Below are 19422 nucleotides of genomic sequence, written 5' to 3' on the forward strand. Positions count from 1 at the left end.
CGGCGCGGCGAGACGCGACGTGCCAGCACCATCCTTGACATCCAGGCGATCGCTCCCGACTCCGTCACCCCTGCTCGCGGTCGCGCTGCTCCTCGGCGGCTGCGGCGCGGAGCCGGAGGACTCCTCCGCTGCGGCGCTGCGCCTGCGCTTTCCGGAGCACGCGGACGCCGTGCTGTCGGCGCGCGAGGCGTTCACCCCGACGCCAGGCGGGTTCCGGCTGGCGGCGACCGAGCCCGGCGGGGCCTGGATGCGGGCTGCGCGGCCGGAGGTGGAGCTGCCGAGGGACGGGAGCGACGCGATCCGGTTCCGGCTCGCGAACGGCGGCGAGATCCGGGTGAGGGAGCTCGGCGCCGAGGGCCAGGGCGCGATCGCGGAGCGCGCGGTGAGCTACCGGCGCGCGGGCGGGACGTCGTTCTGGACGGCGACCGACGGGGGCGTGGAGGCGTGGCTGCTCCTCGAGGAGGGGGTCGCGCGCGACGGCGAGGTGGTGGCGGCGTGGGAGGTGGAGGGGGCGCTGCTGCGCGAGCGCGGCGCGGCGGTGGAGCTGGTGGACGAGGCGCGCGGCGCGCCGGTGCTGCGCGTGACGGCGCCGCGCGCGTACGCGGCCTCGGGGCGCGCCGTGGCCGTGGCGCTGCGGGCGCGGGGGGCGCGCGTCGAGCTGTCGATCGACGCGGGCGACGCGGGCGGCGAGGCGGTGCTCGTCGATCCGGCGTGGGAGCCGGCCGGCAGCATGAGCGCCGATCGCACGTACCACACCACGACGCAGCTGCCCGGAGGTCAGGTCCTCCTGGTGGGGGGACGGGTCCGCGTCGACACGATGCTTACCAGCAGCGCGGAGCTGTACGATCCGGAGAGCGGCAGCTGGTCCCTCGCCGCGCCGATGAGCAGAGAGCGCGTCTTCCACGTCGCTGAGCTGCTCTCGAACGGCAAGGTCCTGGTGGCGGGTGGAAACGGATACGCCAACTCGATGTCCGCGCAGAGCGCGGAGCTGTACGATCCCGCGGCCAACAGCTGGTCCCCCGCGGCGCCCATGGTCACGCCGCACGCCTACGCCACCGCGACGCGGCTGCCGAACGGCGAGGTCCTGGTGGCGAGCGGACATCCGGGCGTGTTCGAGGAGACCGCGGAGCTGTACGATCCGGTGCTCGACACCTGGACCCTCACGGCGCCGATGACCATCCCGCGTTACTCCCACGCGGGGACGGCGCTGAAGAGCGGCGAGGTCCTGGTGATGGGCGGATACGGCTGGCCCGGCTCGGCCGATGACATCGAGATCCCGCTCGACAGCGCGGAGCTGTACGATCCGGCCTCCGGCACCTGGAAGCTCGCGGCGCGCATGAACTCGGCGCGCGTCGCGCACACCGCGACGCTGCTCTCGGACGGCAAGGTCCTGGTGGCGGGCGGCTTGGGCGCCGACGCCGGGGAAGACGCGGAGGTGTACGATCCGGTGACCGACACCTGGACGTTCACGGGCCCGATGAGCATCCCGCGTGTCCTCCACAGCGCGACGCTTTTGCCGAGCGGCAAGGTGCTGATCGCGGGCGGAATCGACGGCAGCTCCGGCAAGAGCACGGATGTGTACGACCCGGCGACCAACCTCTGGTCCCCGGGCCCGCCCATGACCGAGGGGCACCAGGCCCACACCGGGGCGTCGTTGCCGAACGGGCAGGTGCTCATCGCGGGCGGCTCCTCGGAGTACTCCGAGCGGTACACGAGCGTCGGCGCCGCGTGCGCGTCGGACGCCGATTGCGCGCTCGCCGTCTGCGTGGACGGCGTTTGCTGCGACTCGCCCTGCACCGAGCCGTGCCATACGTGCGCCCTGGCCTCGGCTCTCGGCAGCTGCGTGCCGCAGCCGAAGGGGTCGGATCTCCGCGACGAGTGTGCGCACCAGGGCTGTGACGGTGCGTGCGATGGCTTCGGCGCCTGCGCCGCCGTGCCGAGGGAGGCCGAGTGCGCTCCGGCGGAATGCACCGACGGTACGCACAGCCGCATGCCCATCCTCTGCCCCGCGGACGGCGCCGCCTGCCCGGACTCGACCCGCCAGGCGAGGGCGGTGGAGGACTGCGCGCCGTACAGCTGCGACTTCCGGGACGGCAAGTGCAAGGAGCGCTGCAGCTCGCCGCTGGACTGCGCGCCGGGCTTCGCGTGCAGCTTCGGCAACCGATGCGTGCGCCCTGCGCCCGCCGTGAGCCGCGGCTGCGGCGCAGCGAACGGCGCGGCGGTCGCGTCCGGAGGCGGCCTGGTCGCGCTGCTCCTCGCGCTGCTCGCGGCAGCGCAGCGGAGATCGCGGGGCTCGCGGGCGGGACGGGCGGCGGCGGCGGAGGGCGCATGACCCGCACGCGCTGCGCTCTCCAGGGGATCCATCGGGGCGCCCCTCGCTTGCTCTCGGTCCTCTCGCTCCTCTGCGGCTGCAGCGCCGAGCCGGAGCCCCTCGCGTCCGCCGCCCTGAGCCGCTTGTTCCCGGAGCATGCCGCCGCGGTGCTCGCAGGGCCCGCGGCGTTCGTGCGCGACGCGGAGGGGTATCGCCTGGACGCGGCGGAGGGGCAGCGCGGGAGCGCCCCCCGGCTCCACGTCGTGCTCCCCCGCACCGGCAGCGAGCCCATCCGGTTTCGCACGCCCGCGGGCATCGAGGTGAGGGTGCGGGAGCAAGGCGCCGCGGGGGAGGCCGTGGCGCTCGAGCGGGCCGTGGCCTACCGGCGCGCGGGCGGGGCGTCCTTCTGGACCGCGACCGAGCGCGGCGCGGAGGAGTGGCTCCTGCTCGAGGAGGGCGTCGCGCACGGCGACGAGCCGGTGGCGGCGTGGCAGGTGGAGGGAGCGACGCCGCGGCCGCGCGGGGCGCTGGTCGAGCTCGTGGGAGAGCTGGGCGGGGCGCCCCTCCTGCGGGTCAGCGCGCCGCGCGCGTACGCGGCCTCGGGGCGGCCCGTGCCCGTGGCGCTCCGCGTGCGGGGATCGCGCATCGAGCTCTTGGTCGACGCCGGCGGCGAGGCGGTGCTCGCCGACCCGGTGTGGGAGCCGGCCGGCTCGATGAGCGCCAAGCGCGTTCGGCACACCGCGACGCTGCTGCCGAGCGGCAAGGTCCTGGTGGTCGGCGGTCGGAGCCCGGGGTCCTACCTTGCCAGCGCGGAGCTGTACGAGGACCCTGACGTCTGGCGCAGCACGACTCCGATGGAACGCCCGCGAGCCTTCCATACCGCGACGCTGCTGCCGAGCGGCAAGGTCCTGGTGGTGGGCGGCAGCGAAGGGTTCGAAGCCCCCCCGATACCCGTGGACAGGGCCGCGGAGCTGTACGATGTCGCGACCGAGACGTGGACGTACACGGCTCCGGTGAAGGTGACGCGCGCCGGTCATACGGCGACGTTGCTGCGGAATGGCAAGGTCCTGGTGGCGGGAGGCGCCCGCGAGGGCGAGCCTGTCGAGCGCGCAGAGCTGTACGATCCGGAGAAGGACACGTGGACGCTCGCGGGCTCGATGCAGATCCCGCGCGATGAGCACACCGCGACGCTGCTGCCGAGCGGCCACGTCCTGATCGCGGGAGGGGGCCTCGGCGGCCGCCCCATCGCGCAGGTGGAGCTGTACGATCCGGAGGAGGGCACGTTCACCTTGACGGGCGCAATGCAGTTCGCGCGCCTCGGTCTCGCCACGACGCTGCTGCCGAGCGGCGAGGTGCTGGTCGCCGGCGGCGCCAACCGCGATGGCGTGCTCGACGTCGCGGAGCGGTACGACCCGGAGACCGGCGCCTGGACCGTCACGTCCACCATGCGTTCGGCGCGCCGCGGTCCTGCCGCGGCGCTGCTGTCGAGCGGCAAGGTCCTGGTGACGGGCGGCGGCATCGGCGCCAAACGGCTCTACAGCGCCGAGCTGTACGACCCGGAGACCGACACCTGGACCTTCTCGACCGGGATGAAGTACGCGCGCTATCAGCACACCGCGACGCTGCTCCCGGGCGGTCCGCTCCTGGTGGTGGGGGGCATGGACGGGCCCTTGCCCGCCCTCGCGAGCGCCGAACGGTTCGTCCCCATCCTGGGCGACGCGTGCACGGCGGATGCGCACTGCCCCGACGGCGGCTTCTGCGTGGACGGGATCTGCTGCGACGCGCCCTGCCCCTGCGGAGAATGCAGCCCGGAGGGCCAGTGCCTCTCTCCAGGCAACCGGGCGAAGGCCGGCATGATCTGCGCGCCGGCCGGATGCGCCGACGCGACCCGCAGCCTCGCGCCGGCGCTGTGCTCTCCCGCGTCCGCCGCCTGTCCGGAGCAGGAGGTCGTCGACTGCATCGCTTACGGCTGCGATCCGGCGCGCGGCGCTTGCAGGACGGGCTGCAGCTCGATCGACGACTGCGCGACCGGCTTCGTTTGCAACCTCCGGGGCCATTGCGTCCGACCGCCGCCGGCGCCGAGCGCCGGTTCGGGCTGCCGCGCCGCGCCGGGCTCGCCGCCCTGCGGCGCGGCGCGCGGCCTCGGGCTCCTGCTCGCCGTGCTCGGCGCTGCGCGCTGGCGGCGGCGCGCGGCCGCCCTCCCGCTGGCAGGGCTCGCCGCCGCCCTCCTCGTTCCCCGAGGGAAACCCACACGAAAGCGGAGCTGCTCCTGATGTCCCCGTCCGGCTCGTTCGAGCGCGCCCTTCCGCGCTTCACCCCGCTGCTCTGGGCCGCCGCATGCCTCTCCGGCTGCAGCGCCGAGGTGGATCCGCCTGCGTCCGCCGCCGCCTTGCGCCGCCAGTTCCCGGACCAGTCCGCGGCCGTGCTGTCGGCGCGCGAGGCGTTCGTCGGCGACGGGGAGGGGTTTCATCTGGGCTCGGCGGAGGTGAGCGGGAGACCGGCGCGGCCGCACGTGGTGCTGCCCCGGGAGGGCAGCGAGCCGATCCGGTTCCGCACGCCGGCGGGGGTCGAGGTGCGGGTGCGAGAGCTCGGCGCCGCGGGGGAGGGCACAGCGGTGGAGCAGGCCGTGGCCTACCGGCGGAGCGGGGGGACGTCGTACTGGTCCGCGACCGAGCGCGGCGTGGAGGAGTGGCTGCTGCTCGACGAGGGCGTCGCGCGTGCGGGCGAGGTGGTGGCGGCGTGGGAGGTGGAGGGGGCGCTGCTGCGCGAGCGCGGCGCGGCGGTGGAGCTGGTGGACGAGGCGCGCGGCGCGCCGGTGCTGCGCGTGACGGCGCCGCGCGCCTACGCGGTGACGGGGCGGCCCGTGACCGTGGCGCTCCGGGTGCGGGGGGCGCGCATCGAGCTGTCGGCGGACGCGGGCGGCGAGGCGGCGCTCGTGGATCCCGCGTGGGAGCCGGCGGGGCGAAAAAACGTCAAGTTCAGGCGACATCACACCGCGACGCTGTTGCAGAGCGGCAAGGTCCTGGTGGCGGGCGGTAGCAGCTTGCCCGAGGCTCTCGCCAGCGCGGAGCTGTACGACCCGACAGACGGCACCTGGAGCCTCGTCGGCCAGATGCTCGCAGCGCGCTACCGCCACACCGCGACGCTGCTGGAGAGCGGCGAGGTCCTCGTGCTCGGGGGGCAGAGCGGCCTCTCCGCGGCCGTGCCCGTCGGCACCGTGGAGCTCTACGACCCGGAGGCCGGCGCCTGGACGACCAAAGCATCCATGGTCACGTCACGGAACGAGCACACCGCGACGCTGCTCTCGAGCGGCAAGGTCCTCGTGGCGGGTGGATCGGTAGGAACCAGCACGCTCGCCAGCGTGGAGCTGTACGACCCGATGACCGACACGTGGACCTCCGCGGCTTCGATGAACGACGCTCGCGAACGCCACGCCGCGGTGCGCTTGGGGTCGAGCGGCAGGGTTCTCGTGGCGGGAGGGATGGGGTTCACCCATGAGCTCAGGAGCGCGGAGCTGTACGACCCGGGGACCAACACCTGGACGCCCACGGGGTCGCTGCCCGGAGGCAGTCGTTTCTCCTGGGCCCCCATCGTCATGGCGCCGCTGCCGAGCGGCGAGGTCCTGGCCGTGGGCACTCTGGGAGCAGCGCGGTACAACCCGGAGACCGGCACCTGGTCCCCCACGGGCCCGATGATCGGACTGCGCAACTCGCCCAGCGCGACGACATTGCATAACGGCATGGTCCTGGTCGCGGGTGAGCCCTTCTTCTCGAACAGCGGGTCCTTCAGGAGCGTGGAGCTGTACGACCCGGAGGCCGGCACCTGGGCCGAGACGGCACCCACGAACGGTTTGCACGACGACCACTCCGCGACACGGCTGCTGAGCGGCGATGTGCTGCTGGTCGGCGACTCCGAATACCCAGAGCGGTATTCGATCTTCGGACTCAAGTGTGCGTCGGACGCCGAGTGCGGGCTCGGCGCGTGCGTCGACGGCGTCTGCTGCGAATCGCGGTGCTCCGAGCCCTGTCACACGTGCGCCATGCCCTCGTCGCTCGGCCGCTGTGTCCTCCAGCCGAAGGGCTCCGATGCTCGCGGTGAATGTGCGCGCGAGGGCTGTGATGGATCGTGCGACGGGCTCGGCGCCTGCTTCGCCGTGCCGAAGGGCGGCGTGTGCGCCCCGGCGCAGTGCCGCGACGAGACGCACAGCGCGGCGCAGGTCCTCTGCCCCGCCGATGGAGCCAGCTGCGCGGGCTCGAGCAGCGAGGGCCAGGAGGTCCTGGACTGCGGGCCCTACCATTGCGATCAGGCCAGCGGTGCCTGCAAGGTCGAGTGCAGCTCGCCGCAGGACTGCGCGCCGGGCCATGTCTGCGACTTTTTTGGCCATTGCGTGCTCCCTCCGCCCGCCGCGAGCCCGGGTTGTGACGCCGGGCCAGCCACCGCGGCGGCGAGCGCCTCCAGGGCGGGCCTGGGCGCCGCGCTCCTTGCGCTCCTCGCCGTCGCGCAGCGGAGAGCTTCGGTCTTTCGAGGCCAATTCACACGGCGGCGGGGGGGCTCCTGATGTCACCGTTCGGCTTCCTCAGGTGCGCTCTGCCGCGCTCCACCCTGCTGCTCTGGGCCGCCGCATGCCTCGCCGGCTGCAGCGCCGAGCCGGAGTCACCGTCCGCCGCCGGCCTGCGCCGCCGGTTCCCGGACCAGTCCGCGGCCGTGCTCGAGGCGCGCGAGGCGTTCGCCGGCGACGAGGAGGGGTTTCATCTGGGCTCGGCGGAGGTGAACGGGAGACCGGCGCGGCCGTACGTGGTGCTGCCCCGGGAGGGCAGCGAGCCGATCCGGTTCCGTACGCCGGCAGGGGTCGAGGTGCGGGTGCGAGAGCTCGGGGCCGCGGGGGAGGGCATACCGGTGGAGCAGGCCGTGGCCTACCGGCGGAGCGGGGGGACGTCGTTCTGGTCGGCGACCGAGCGCGGCGTGGAGGAGTGGCTGCTGCTCGACGAGGGCGTCGCGCGCGGCGGCGAGGCGGTGGCGGCGTGGGAGGTGGAGGGCGCGACGCTCCGCGAGCGCGGCGAGGCGGTGGAGCTCGTCGAGGCGGGGAGGGGGACGGCGGTGCTGCGCGTCTCGGCGCCGCGGGCCTATGCGTCGTCGGGGCGGCCTGTGGCCACGGCGCTCAGGGCGCGGGGCTCGCGCATCGAGCTGTCGGCGGACGCGGGCGGCGAGGCGGTGCTCGTCGACCCGGCGTGGGTGCTGACCCATGGCGCGATGAACGTCGCGCGGAAAGGTCATACCGCGACGCTGTTGCCGAGCGGCCTCGTCCTCGTGGCGGGCGGGTGGGACGACGACTCCATCCACGAGAGGATCGCCACGTTCGACAGCGCGGAGCTGTACGACCCGGCGGCCGACTCCTGGAGCTTCACAGGGAGCATGAAGCACGCGCGCGGCGGGCACACGGCGACGCTGCTCCCGAGCGGCGAGGTCCTCGTCGTGGGCGGTGCGGTGGCGAATTTCCAGGAGGCGGACATCGTCCTCGACACCGCGGAGCTGTATCATCCGGAGACTGGCGCATGGACCGACGCGGCGACGATGCTCCTCGCCCGCATCGCGCACACGGCGACGCTGCTCCGGAGCGGTAAGGTCCTCGTGGCGGGCGGGGGCCAGAACAGCTTCTTTACCGAGAGCGTGGAGCTGTACGACCCCGAGTCCAACCAGTGGGAGTCCACGGCTCCGATGGGCGACCCGCGCGCCGGGCACAAGGCGACGCTGCTCTCGAACGGCAAGGTCCTCGTGGCGGGCGGACATTACATTCCCGGCGCGCTCGCCACCGCGGAGCTGTACGACCCCGAGGTCGATCGATGGGAGTTCACGGCTCCGATGAACCACGCGCGCGGTGCTACCACGATGACGTTGCTGCCGAATGGAGAGGTCCTGGTGGCGGGCGGCCGGCATCCTGACGGCACCTGTGTCGCGAGAGCGGAGCGATACGAGCCGGGGGCCGGGAGCTGGACGCTCACGAGCCCGATGAACCGCGGGCGGACGGCCTACACCGCGTCGCTGCTACCCGACGGCACGGTCCTCTTCGCGGGCGGATTGACCGACAGCTATTTCTACCTGAGCAGCGCGGAGCGGTACGACCCGGCGGTCGATACCTGGGCCGTCACGACCTCCATGAGCTCCCCGCGCGCTGGGCACACCGCCACGCTGTTGTCGAGCGGCGAGGTGCTGGTGGCAGGGGGGAGTTACTCCGACATCACGCTCGCCGAGACCGAGCGGTTCGGCCTGGCCCGAGGGGAGGCGTGCACCGCGACGACCGCTTGCTTGTCCCCCGACATCTGCGTCGACGGCACCTGCTGTGACGTGCCCTGTCCCTGCGGCACCTGCGGCGCCCTGGGGACCGAGGGGCGCTGCGGCGAGGCAGGCAGCGCGGCGAAGGCCGGCTCGATCTGCGCGCCTTCCAGGTGCGACGGCGACCTCAGCATCTTCGAGGCGGTGCGGTGCACGACGGCGTCCTCCGCGTGTCCAACGCAGGTGAGCGTACCCTGCGTCGCCTATCGATGCGATCCGCAGAGCGGCGCCTGCAGACAGAGCTGCGCCTCGATCGACGACTGCGCGCCGGGCCACGTCTGCAACCTGCGCGGCCACTGCGTCCCGGCGCCGCCCGCGCCGGACGCCGCGTCCGGCTGCAGCGCCGGGCCGGGCCGGGCCGCCCCCGTCGCGGCGTGCTCCGCCGGTGCGCTGCTCCTCGCGCTCGGCGTCGCGCGCCGCCGGCGACGCCGCGCCGCCCGCGCGCTCGGCACCCTCGTCGCGCTCGCCGCCGCCTTCGGCGCGGAGGCCGCCGCGCTCGCCCAGCCGGCCGCGGCGCCGGCCTCCCCCGCGCCGCCTGCGGCGTCGCCGCCCGCTGCCGCGGCCCCGGCCCCGGCGCCGCCGCCCGCCGCGGCTCCGGCGTCGCCGCCCGCCATCGCGCTGCCTTCGGACGCCGCCGAGCCTCCGCCCGCCGCGAACCCCGTCGCCGAGGCGCGCGCCCACTTCGAGCGCGGCCTCGATCTGTACCGCCAGGGCGCCTGGGAGCCCGCGCTCGCCGAGTTCCTCGCGTCGCGGCAGGACTATCCGACCTGGAGCGCCACCTCGAGCGCGGCGCTGTGCCTCCAGCAGCTCCGCCGCTACGACGAGGCGCTCGCGCTCTTCGAGACCCTGCTCGCCGACTTCGCGCAGCGGCTGCCGCCGGAGACCAGGAACGCCGCGCAGCAGGCCGTCGTGCGGCTGCGCGGGCTGGTCGGCACCGTCGACGTCGCCGACGCCGAGATCGGCGCCTCGATCATGGTCGACGGCCAGCACCGCGGCGACTACCCGCTGCCCGCCCCGCTGCGCGTCGGCGCGGGCAGCCACGTGATCCGCGTCTACAAGGACGGCTTCGAGCCGTTCGAGACCCGCGTCGACGTCGCCGGAGGGCAGGTGGTCCGCATCCTGTCGCGCCTCCAGAAGCTCGTCGAGTCGGGGCGCCTGCGCGTCACCGAGCGGAACGGCAAGGCGCTCGACGTGCTCGTCGACGGCTACACCGTCGGCAAGACGCCGTGGGAGGGGCCGCTCTCGCCCGGCCAGCACACGGTGGTGCTGCGCGGCTCGGGCGACCTCGGGACCATCCCCGCCTCGGTGATCATCCGGCTCAAGCAGACGACGCCCCTCGCCCTCCGCGCCGAGGAGCTGAGCGCGACGCTCCGGATCGAGCCCACGCCGGTGTGCGCGAGCGTCACCGTCGACGGCGTGGCGCTCGGCAGCGGCATCTGGGAGGGGCGCCTGAGCCCCGGCCGGCACCGGATCGAGGTCGCCGCGGGCGGCTTCGTCACCGCGCGGCGCGAGGCGGTCCTCGCCCGCGGCGCGCGCAAGGTCGTCCCCGTGCCGCTGGAGCGCGTGGAGCTCGGGCGCTCTCCGGGGCGGTTCCTCGTCGAGCTCGACGTGGGCCCGGCGTTCCTGCCGTCGTTCGGCGGCGCCGCCGCGGTCCAGTGCAACGGGTCGTGCTCGCTGGGCGTCGGCGCAGGCGGCCTCGGCGCGGTCCACGCCGGCTACGAGCTCTGGTCCGGCTTCGGCTTCGGCGTGACGACCGGCTACCTCCAGGTGCACCAGACGGTGGCCGCCCGGCGCATGTCGCTGGAGATCCAGGACCCCCTGCCGGACAGCTCCGGCGAGGCCGACGACGCCCTCGCGCTCCGCGGCTTCCTGGCGGGCGGCTGGGCCGGCCTGTCGCTCGGCGACCGCCACCGCTTCTCGGTCCGGCTCGGCGCCGGCGCCCTGCTTGGCACCGTGCGCGACGAGCGCACCGGCACGTTCACCTCCAGCAGCGGCATGGAATTCCACCTCGATCCCACGGTGGCGCAGGACCCCGCCAGGTTCTTCGTGATGACGCCGGAGGTGCGCGGGGGCCTGCGCCTCGGGGATCACCTCGAGGTGACGGCCGGCCTCGCGGCGGCGGTCCTGGTCCGGCTGAACGAGCCCGTGTGGACGAACCCCCCGGAGGGCGCCTACGGCCGGATCGACCCCGGTCGCGGGTACTTTGCCAGGTTCGAGCAAGAGTCGCTCGCCGGCACGGTGATGGTCGTGATCGCGCCCAAGATCGGGATGCGCTACACGTTCTGACGTGGCGTGGGGGGGCCGGCCTGCCTGGTCCAACCCGTCCTGTGGGAGCGCAACAATCCGGCGTGGTAGCACGGATGCCCTGGGCTGGCGGGCCGAGGTAGCATCGCGATTGAGGCCCCGCCTACATCTTCTAGAATAAAGCTTTCTTGTGGACGGCAAGACCTTGAGCGGACGGTACACCCTGGTCCGCCTCCTCGGCCGAGGAGGGATGGGGGCTGTCTACGAGGCCGACGACGCGGAGCAGGGGCGCCGCGTGGCCGTGAAGGTCATGAACGGCGAGATCGTCCACAGCCGATCCGCGCTGGAGCGGTTCGAGCGCGAGGCGAGGGCCTCGAGCGCCATCCAGACCGAGCACATCGTCCGCGTGCTCGACACGGGCGTGGACCGCGAGACGGGCTCGCCGTTCCTGGTGATGGAGCGGCTCCGCGGCGAAGATCTCGCGCAGCTCCTCTCGCGCCTCGGCCCGCTGCCCCCGCGGGTCGCGCTCCGGATCGTGGCGCAGGCCTGCGTCGGCCTGCAGAAGGCGCACGACGCCGGCGTCGTCCACCGCGACATCAAGCCCGCCAACCTGTTCCTCGCCCAGCGCGAGGAGGGCGCCGGGCTCGTCGTGAAGCTGCTCGATTTCGGCATCGCCAAGATCAAGCCGGCCCACGAGCCGCGCCGGGACACGACGGGGCTCACCCGGTCCGGGAGCATGCTCGGGACGCCCCGCTACATGTCCCCGGAGCAGGCGCGGGGCATCAAGGACATCGATCATCGGACCGACATCTGGGCGCTCGGGATCGTCCTTTACCACGCGCTCGCGGGGCGCACGCCGACCGAGGACGTCGAGGCCTTCGGCGATCTCATCGCCACCCTGGTCGCCGACCTGCCGGCGCCGGTCCAGGACTTCGCGCCGTGGGTCGCGCCCGAGATCGCCGCGGTCGTCGACGGCGCGCTCCAGTACCAGCCCGTCGCCCGGTACCCGTGCGCCTCGGTGATGCTCGACGCGATCCGGCCGCTCCTCGGGGACGACCCGCTCTCGCTCGACGAGGGCATGCTGGTCCCGCTCTCGCCGTCGGAGCGCCAGACCGTGGCGCCGAGGCTCGAGGTCCGGGCGAGCCCGCGCGCGCACCGCCGGGGCAGCGTCGCGGGCGCGGCGGCGGGGAGCGCCGCGAAGCGCTGGCGGGACCAGTCGACCGACTGCGCGACGGTGCCCGCGCTCGAGGCGGACGAGACTCCGCGGGTGAGCCAGGAGGCGCCGGCGCCGCAGCGCCCCCGGAGCAAGGCGCACGTGGCCATCGCCGCGCTGCTCGTGGCGGGCCTCGGCTGGGGCGTGACGCACCGCGCGGGCGCCCCGGCGGGCGCCGCGATGACCGGCATGCACCTCGTCTCGCGCGAGCTCTCGAGGGCGCTCTCCGCCGTCCAGCGCGCGGCGCCCCCGGCGGCCCTGCAGACGCCCGTCCAGCACCGGGTCGAGCTGGCGATCGTCCCCGCGGACGCCTCGGTCGAGGTCGACGGGGTGCCCGCGCCCCTGAAGGACGGCACGATCGAGCTCACGGGCGCGCTCGGGAGCAGCTGCAAGGTGCGCGTCTTCAAGGGCAGCTCCGAGATCGAGCGCGATGTCGTCATCACCGAGGCGGGCTCGCTCCCCTCGAAGCTGCAGCTGCCGCTGCCCCGGAAGCGCGCTCCGGAGAGGAGGCCCCGGTCTGCGGCGGCGGGCTCGTCCCCTGCCGCCGCGCCCTCCGGCGCGCCGAGCGCCGCGCCCTCCAGGGCTGCGGGCGCCGCGCCGGCGGGCGCGCCGAGCGCCGCGCCCGCCGTCCCGATCGCGCACGACCCGCTCATGCCCCCGCGCTTCATCGAGTAGCCATCGCCCTCGTCCGGCCGAGCGGCGCGCCTCCGGTCTTGCGGCGTCCCTGGCGCGACGGCGGCATGCGTCGCCGCGGCGGGCGCCTGCGCGATCGGGCGAACCTCGGTCGATCGGCGCTGTCTACCCCGGAGCTCGTCGGCGGCGTCGCCGGGAGCGGCGTGACACAACGGATGCGGCGCTGGCCCGTCTTACCGAGCACCCGCTCGGTCCGCGGGGAGGGAGAAGAGCATGGGCGAACTCGGGATGGTGTGGGCAAGACGCGCGCTCCTCGGCGGCGCGCTGCTGCTTTGGCTCTCGGCGGGAGGGCTCGCGTGCAGCAACAGGGAGGTATCCGAGTCCGCACCGCCCTCGAGGGGGTCTCCGGCATCGGCGCCGGGGGAGGCGACGGACGTGGTGCTCGGGGCGCCGGCGGCCGGGGCCAGGCGCGAGGCGCCGCTGGCGACCGCCGCGCCCGGGGACGGCGCGAAGGCCGGGAAGGGGTTCGCCGGCGCCGGCGGCCTGCCGGCGCCCGCCGCCGCGCCCCCCGCCGCGGCGGCGAGCGAGGGCGCGGCCCGGGGCGCGGCCCCCGAGGCGGCCCTCGACCCGAACGGCCGCTTCGCCACCACGTACCGCCCCGGCGGCGGCCACCTCGCGGCGTTCGAGTCGGCCGTCGCGCGCGGCATCGTCCCGGCCGGCGAGCGCGAGCTCGTGAGCGACGTCGGCGCCCGGTACGCGCCCGCGATCGACGTCCCGAAGGGCGTGACCCTCGCCCTGCGCACCGACCTCGAGCGGGCGAAGGTCCCGCCGGGCGGCGGCCCGGTGCACGTGCGCGTCGCGCTCCGCTCCACGGCGCAGGCGCCCGCGGCGCGGCCGCACCTGTCGGTGCACCTCGTGCTCGACGTGAGCGGCTCGATGAGCGGCGAGCCGATGGCGCGGGCGCGCGACGCGGCGCAGGCGCTCGTCGACAAGCTCGACGCGAACGACGACTTCTCGCTGGTCACCTTCTCGAGCGACGCCGCGGTGAGGATCCCCGACGGCCCCGTCGGGGCCCGGCGGGCGGCGATCAAGGCCGCGATCGCGGGCATCACCGAGGGCGGCGGCACCAACATCGGCCGCGGCCTGGAGCTCGGCTACGCGCAGGCCGCCCAGCCGGGCATCCCCGACGGCGCCGTGAAGGTCGTGCTGCTGCTCTCCGACGGGCGCGCGAACGCCGGGATCACGAGCTCGGAGCGGCTCTCGAGGCTCGCGCTCGACGCCTTCCAGGCCGGCGTCCAGACGAGCACGTTCGGGCTCGGCGCCGACTACGACGGCGCGCTGATGAGCGGCATCGCGAGCGACGGGGCCGGCGGGTACTACTACCTGCGCGATCCGGATCAGATCGCCCCGGCGCTCGCGACGGAGCTCGACAAGCGGCTCGATCCGGTGGCGACGGCGGTCGAGCTCCGGGTGCGGCTGAAGCCGGACGTGAAGCTGCTCCAGGTCTACGGGTCGCGCCGGCTGAGCGACGCCGAGGCGGCGCGCGTGCGGGCGATCGAGGTGGCGGCGGACGCGCAGGCGGCGCGGCGCGATCGCATCGCGAGGGACCGCGAGGACGACGCCGAGGGCGGGATGCGGTTCTTCATCCCGGCGTTCTCGCGCGACGACGGCCACGCGCTGCTCCTCAAGCTCGGCCTGCCCGCCGGCGCGGAGGCGCGGACCGTCGCGTCCATCGAGCTCAAGTACAAGGACCGGGTGACCAAGAAGAACGTCGTCGACGAGGCGCCGCTCAAGGTCGCGTACGCCACCGGCGACGCCGACAGCGCCGCGAGCCTCGATCCGTCGGTCGGCAGGACGATCCAGGGCTTCGCCGCCGGCGAGACGCTGGCCGAGGCCGCCAGGCGGATCGCGCTCGGCGAGCGCGCCCGCGCCGTCGCGCTGCTCACCGAGCGGGAGGGCATCCTGCGCGCCGCGGCCGGCGCGCTCGGCGAGCCGCTGTTCCTGAAGGACGCGGACCGCCTCGCGCGCCTCCGCAGCCACGCCGGCGCCGCGGACGGCCTGGGCGACCCGCTCGTGCTCGCGATGCTCCTCGAGACCGCCTCGCGGTCGCACCTCCGCTGAGGCGCATGACGATGACCACGATGCCCCGAGCGCGGCGAGCCGCCGGCACCTCCGAGGCGCGGACATGACCCAGACCTTCCCTCTCCGGCGCGATCGCGCGGCGCAGCACGTCGACGTGCCGCCGGGCGGCGAGATCGTCCTTCGCGGCAAGCTCGTGTGCTCGACCGACGCGTCGGTCGTCGACGCGGCGACGACGACCTGGCCCGCGGGGGCGCCCGGCGGCGCCTCGGTCGACAGCGGCGGGCTTGTCGACTTCGCGCAGGGCGGTTTCCACGTGACGAGCCGCGATCCGGCGACCCACGAGGTCCACGCCATCGCGACGGGCGAGCCGGCGCCCGCGTGCGCGCTCGCGGGCGTGGAGGCGCCGTGCCTGCCGCTCCGGCTCCTGCCGCTCGCGCGCGCGCGGCTCCAGACGGCGCAGGAGCTGACCAGCTGCCTGCATGGGGGCATCACCGTCGAGGTGCCGGACGCCGTGATCCCGCCCGTCGCGCCCGCGGCCGTGCCTTATCTGCAGGGCGCGGCCGTGCTTGTCGGCGTCGGTGCGCTCGCCGCGATCGGGTGGGCGGTGCAGCGCCGGCGCGCCCGCTCGCCGCTCGGGCAGCTGATCGGGCTCGCGAGCCGCACGCGGGCCAAGCTGAAGGCGGCCGATCCGGTCGTGGCCGCGCCGCTCCTGCCCGCCGTGGACGCCGCGCTGGGCGCGCTGAAGCGGCGGCGCGTGGACGCCGCCTCGGCCGAGGGCAAGCGGGTCGCGGAGGCGCTGCGGCGGGTGGAGATGCGCCTCGACGCGTCGGCGCTGGAGGCGCGCGCCGACCGGGAGCAGCAGGCGGCGGACGAGATGGTCCGCGAGATCGAGAGCGCGCTCGAGGCGGTCGACGAGGTGGGGGGCGCGCGGCGCGAGCGGGCGTGAGGCGCGCCGGGGGCTCATCCGGGTGAGCTGGCGCGTCCACACGGGAGATGGGTGGCGCCCGTCTCCGGGGGGATGTGCCTCCAGCAAAAGATGGGTGGCACCCGTCTCCCGGTGGACGTGGCTCCAGCAAAAGATGGGTGGCGCCCGTCTCCTGGTGGACGTGGCTCCAGCAAAAGATGGGTGGCACCCGTCTCCCGGTGGACGTGGCTCCAGCAAAAGACGGGTGGCACCCGTCTCCCGGTGGACGTGGCTCCAGCAAAAGATGGGTGGCACCCGTCTCCCGGTGGACGTGCCTCCAGCAAAAGACGGGCGGCACCCATCTTCCGGCGGAGATGGCCAGGCCGAATGGTCCAGACGACATGGACATGTTCAGCCATTCCCGGTATGGCTGAACCATGAGAGCCGCCCGACGGGAACGGTATGGCACGCCGTCCGTCATTCGTATCGAAGACGTGGCAGTGCCCACGCCGGCCGATGACGAGATATTGATTCGCGTCCACGCAGCGACGGTGAGTCGCACCGACTGTGCCTTGCTCTCGGCCAGCCCGTTCATCATGCGGTTCATGACCGGCCTTCGCAGGCCCAAGAGCAAGGCGCTCGGCACCGACTTCGCGGGGCGGGTGGAGGCGATCGGCTCGCGCGTACGCCGCTTTGCGGTCGGCGACGATGTCTGGGGAATCAACGATCTCGGGGCTGGGTCTCATGCAGAGTACCTCGTCATCTCCGGCGACGACGCGGTCGCGCGCATGCCCACCGGCCTGAGCTACGAAGAGGCCGCAGCCTCCATCGAGGGCGCCTGGTATGCTTACAGCATCACCCAGCGAGCGGCCCTCGAGAAGGACCGCCGCGTGCTGATCAACGGGGCCACCGGGGCGATCGGATCCGCGCTTCTGCAGCTGTGCGTTACCATGGGCGCCACCGTGACCGCGGTGGGGAACACAAAGAACCTGGAGCTGTTGAGGTCGCTCGGGGCGGCCAGGGTCATCGACTATGAACACGAAGACTTCACCCGGGACGACCAGGTCTATGACTACGTGTTCGACGCGGTCGGAAAGAGCACGTTCGGCGCCTGCAAGCGCCTGTTGACGCCCCGGGGCGTGTACGTTTCCTCGGAGCCCGGACCTGGCTGGCAGAATCCATTCCTGGCGCTCCTCACGCCCGCGCTCGGCCGACAGCGGGTCGTGTTCCCGATACCCATCGACCGAAAGGTGTTTCTCGAGGTGATGGGACGGCTCGTTACGGAGGGGCATTTCCGGCCCGTCATCGACCGTACCGTCTCCCTGGATGCGGTCCAGGAGGCCTACGCCTACGCCGCGTCGGGGCAAAAGACGGGCAGCGTGGTGCTGAAGCTCGCGGCGTGAGGGGGCCCGTGCGCGCGGGCATGGCGCCGCTCAGCGGATCGGCCCGGCGACCTTCGGCGGCGAGGCGGGGGCGGCCTCCGCGGCGGGCTCGAGCCGCGCGCAGCCGCCTTCGTCGAAGGGGCCGATCGCCGGCTCACCCTTGACGAACGCCGAGACGCGGCGCATCCGCTCGGCGAACGCCGCCTCGGTCTCGGCGCGCCGCGGGTCGGCCGCGAGCGGGACGGTCCCGAGGCCCTCGCTGCGCACGGGGCAGATCTCGGCGAGGGGCGGCGCGCCGCGCCGCAGGCGCAGGCGCGCGAGCATGCCGAGCTCGACCGCGGGGCCGGTCCTCTTCAGCTTCATGATGAAGTTGCCGAGGCTGTAGAAGATGGGCCGGCCGCGGCGGAGCTCGATGCCCTGGAGCACGTGCGGGTGATGGCCGAGGAAGGCGTCGGCGCCGGCGTCGATGGCGGCGGCGGCGAGCGCGCGCGCCGGGGGCAGCGGGGTGTCCAGGTACTCGGTGCCGCCGTGGTAGCTCACCACGACGGCGTCCACGCCGGGCTGCTTGCGCGCGGCGCGCACCGCGGCGGCGAGCCCGTCCCGCTCCGCGGCGGCGACGAACTCCCGCGCCGGGTGCTCCCAGAGCGAGCCCTGGTTCCAGATGCCGGTCACGGCGAGCACCGCGACGCGGAAGCCGCGGCGCTCGACGACGACCGGCGCGTACGCCTTCTGCCGCGTCCGGCCGGCGCCCACGTAGGGGACGCCCGCGCGCTCCAGGTGATCGAGCGTCTCGAGGAACGCCTTCTTGCCGTAATCCCACATGTGGTTGTTCGCGAGCGACACCACGCTGATGCCGGCGCGCGCGAGCGCGTCCGCGCCGGCCGGCGGGCCCGTGAACACGAGCGGCTGGAGCCGGTGCTGGGTCTCCCCGCCCTGGTCGCTGAGCTGGTTCTCGAGGTTGACGAAGCGCACGTCGGCGGAGGCGAACAGCGCCGCGACCGGGGCGAACGGATCGTGCGCCGGATTGCGGAGCAGCTCCTGGCCGAGCGCCTTTCCGAGGCAGACGTCGCCGCCCGCGATGAGCGTGATCGCGTCGGCCGGCGCGGCGGCGGCCGGCGCGGCGGCGGCGGCGGCCGGCGCGGCGGCGGCGGCGGCCGGCGCGGCGGCGGCCGGCGCGGCGGAGGCGGCCAACGCGGCGGAGGCGGCCGTATCGCGAGGCGCCGCCGCGTCGCGGGGCGCGGCCGCCGCCACGGCGGGCGGCGGGGCGAGACCGGCGCCCACGTTCGCGGGCCGCTCGCAGCCGATCTGCGCGGCCGCGGCGCACATCGCGAGGAAGAAAGGGGCGGAGCGCATCTCGAGCGGCTTCTCGGCGCGCATTATCCACGGGCGCGCGCTGGCGCCCAACAATCCGGGCGCGCGGACCTCCCCGGGCAGGGGCCGCCCAGCTCGGCGAAACGCAGGCGCATGCATCGGGTCGCCGCCGCCGTCGCCGTCGCCGCCGTCGCCGCCCGCCGCCGTCGCCGCCGCCGTCCCGCGCGCCGCGGCGATCCCGGTGGCCGGCGCCCGCGGGCGCGCCCATGCTGTGGCCGAGGTGACCATGCAGCGGGAGCAGCTCCTCATGGCGCAGGGCGCCGAGCGCGGCGCGGCGGGCCGCGTGGCCGGGCTCGCGGGCGTGGTGCTGTGCGGCGGGCAGAGCCGCCGGATGGGGCGCCCCAAGGCGTGGCTGCCGTTCGGCGGCGAGGCGCTCCTCCAGCGGGTCGTGCGGCGCCTCGGCGAGGCGGCCTGGCCCATCGCGGTGGTCGCGGCGCCGGGGCAGGCGCTGCCGCCGCTGCCGGACGGGGTGCTGCTCGTGCGCGATCCCGTGGAGGGCCGCGGGCCGATGCAGGGCATCGCGGCCGGGCTCGACGCGGTCGCGCCGCTCGCCGAGCGGGCGGCGGTCACCTCGACCGACGCCCCCTTCCTGCACCCCGCCTTCGTGCGGCGCCTCGCGGAGCTCCAGGCGGGCGGCCATGCCATCGCGGTGCCGCAGGTGGACGGGCGCCATCACCCGCTCGCCGCGGTGTACGCCTGCGCGGTGCGCGCCGAGGCGGCGGCCCTGCTCGCGGAGGACCAGCTGCGGCTGTCCTCCCTGTTCGCGCGGGCGCGCACGCTGGTCGCCGGGCCGGCGCTGCTGCTCGAGGATCCCGCGCTCCGCGCCGCCGATCCGGAGCTGCGCTCGCTGCGCAACGTGAACACCCCCGAGGAGTATGCGGCGGCCCTGCGCGAGCTCTCCAGCGCGGAGGCTGCGGGGCGGGGCGCCGGCGGCCCGTGAGCCGCGGCCTGG

General features: G+C 74.8%; 10 protein-coding genes. 9 read left to right on the forward strand and 1 reads right to left on the reverse strand.

Going from position 1 to position 19422, the window contains the following annotated elements; translation table 11 throughout:
* The first annotated feature begins 34 nt into the window (after positions 1-34).
* The 8 genes from WMF20_RS50700 to WMF20_RS50735 all read left to right on the forward strand — a co-directional run bounded on the left by WMF20_RS50700 (position 35) and on the right by WMF20_RS50735 (position 17120).
* Entirely contained in the window at positions 35-2332 is a 2298-nt protein-coding gene (locus WMF20_RS50700; RefSeq protein ID WP_437609462.1) for a Kelch repeat-containing protein, read from the forward strand.
* Positions 2329-4584 (forward strand): kelch repeat-containing protein, encoded by a 2256-nt coding sequence (locus WMF20_RS50705; protein ID WP_437609464.1) that lies wholly within the window; start codon positions 2329-2331, stop codon positions 4582-4584. The genes WMF20_RS50700 and WMF20_RS50705 overlap by 4 nt, the downstream gene beginning before the upstream one ends.
* Positions 4584-6869 (forward strand): kelch repeat-containing protein, encoded by a 2286-nt coding sequence (locus WMF20_RS50710; RefSeq protein ID WP_437609466.1) that lies wholly within the window; start codon positions 4584-4586, stop codon positions 6867-6869. Before WMF20_RS50705 ends, WMF20_RS50710 begins: the two co-directional genes overlap by 1 nt.
* A complete protein-coding gene (locus WMF20_RS50715) occupies positions 6869-10927 on the forward strand; it encodes a kelch repeat-containing protein (RefSeq protein WP_437609469.1) in 4059 nt (1352 codons plus the stop codon). The genes WMF20_RS50710 and WMF20_RS50715 overlap by 1 nt, the downstream gene beginning before the upstream one ends.
* A 148-nt stretch (positions 10928-11075) precedes the next feature.
* Positions 11076-12773, forward strand: coding sequence for a serine/threonine-protein kinase (locus WMF20_RS50720; protein ID WP_437609471.1), 1698 nt, complete (start codon positions 11076-11078; stop codon positions 12771-12773).
* Between the two features lie 393 nt (positions 12774-13166).
* Positions 13167-14852 (forward strand): vWA domain-containing protein, encoded by a 1686-nt coding sequence (locus tag WMF20_RS50725; protein ID WP_437609473.1) that lies wholly within the window; start codon positions 13167-13169, stop codon positions 14850-14852.
* A gap of 64 nt (positions 14853-14916) precedes the next feature.
* Entirely contained in the window at positions 14917-15759 is an 843-nt protein-coding gene (locus tag WMF20_RS50730) for a hypothetical protein (RefSeq protein ID WP_437609475.1), read from the forward strand.
* A 395-nt stretch (positions 15760-16154) separates the two neighbouring features.
* Complete coding sequence (locus WMF20_RS50735; protein WP_437609477.1) at positions 16155-17120, forward strand: NAD(P)-dependent alcohol dehydrogenase; 966 nt, start codon at positions 16155-16157, stop codon at positions 17118-17120.
* Positions 17121-17150: 30 nt separating this feature from the next.
* Here WMF20_RS50735 and WMF20_RS50740 read toward each other — a convergent pair whose 3' ends face one another.
* Positions 17151-18452: a CapA family protein gene (locus WMF20_RS50740; RefSeq protein WP_437609479.1), complete on the reverse strand. Its 1302-nt coding sequence runs from the start codon at positions 18450-18452 to the stop codon at positions 17151-17153.
* A 244-nt stretch (positions 18453-18696) separates the two neighbouring features.
* Here WMF20_RS50740 and mobA point away from each other — a divergent pair, with 244 nt between their 5' ends.
* Positions 18697-19410 (forward strand): molybdenum cofactor guanylyltransferase, encoded by a 714-nt coding sequence (gene mobA, locus WMF20_RS50745; RefSeq protein ID WP_437609481.1) that lies wholly within the window; start codon positions 18697-18699, stop codon positions 19408-19410.
* Positions 19411-19422: the final 12 nt, after the last annotated feature.

The organism is Sorangium sp. So ce834, from assembly GCF_051521425.1.
Taxonomy (GTDB): domain Bacteria; phylum Myxococcota_A; class Polyangia; order Polyangiales; family Polyangiaceae; genus Sorangium; species Sorangium cellulosum_D.

Excerpts from the sequence above, each read along its gene's own strand:
- WMF20_RS50705 (WP_437609464.1), top strand. The coding sequence starts at position 2,329 with ATGACCCGCACGCGCTGCGCTCTCCAGGGGATCCATCGGGGCGCCCCT.
- WMF20_RS50710 (WP_437609466.1), top strand. The coding sequence starts at position 4,584 with ATGTCCCCGTCCGGCTCGTTCGAGCGCGCCCTTCCGCGCTTCACCCCG.
- WMF20_RS50715 (WP_437609469.1), top strand. The coding sequence starts at position 6,869 with ATGTCACCGTTCGGCTTCCTCAGGTGCGCTCTGCCGCGCTCCACCCTG.
- WMF20_RS50730 (WP_437609475.1), top strand. The coding sequence starts at position 14,917 with ATGACCCAGACCTTCCCTCTCCGGCGCGATCGCGCGGCGCAGCACGTC.
- WMF20_RS50735 (WP_437609477.1), top strand. The coding sequence starts at position 16,155 with ATGAGAGCCGCCCGACGGGAACGGTATGGCACGCCGTCCGTCATTCGT.
- WMF20_RS50740 (WP_437609479.1), bottom strand. The coding sequence starts at position 18,452 with ATGCGCTCCGCCCCTTTCTTCCTCGCGATGTGCGCCGCGGCCGCGCAG.
- mobA (WP_437609481.1), top strand. The coding sequence starts at position 18,697 with ATGCAGCGGGAGCAGCTCCTCATGGCGCAGGGCGCCGAGCGCGGCGCG.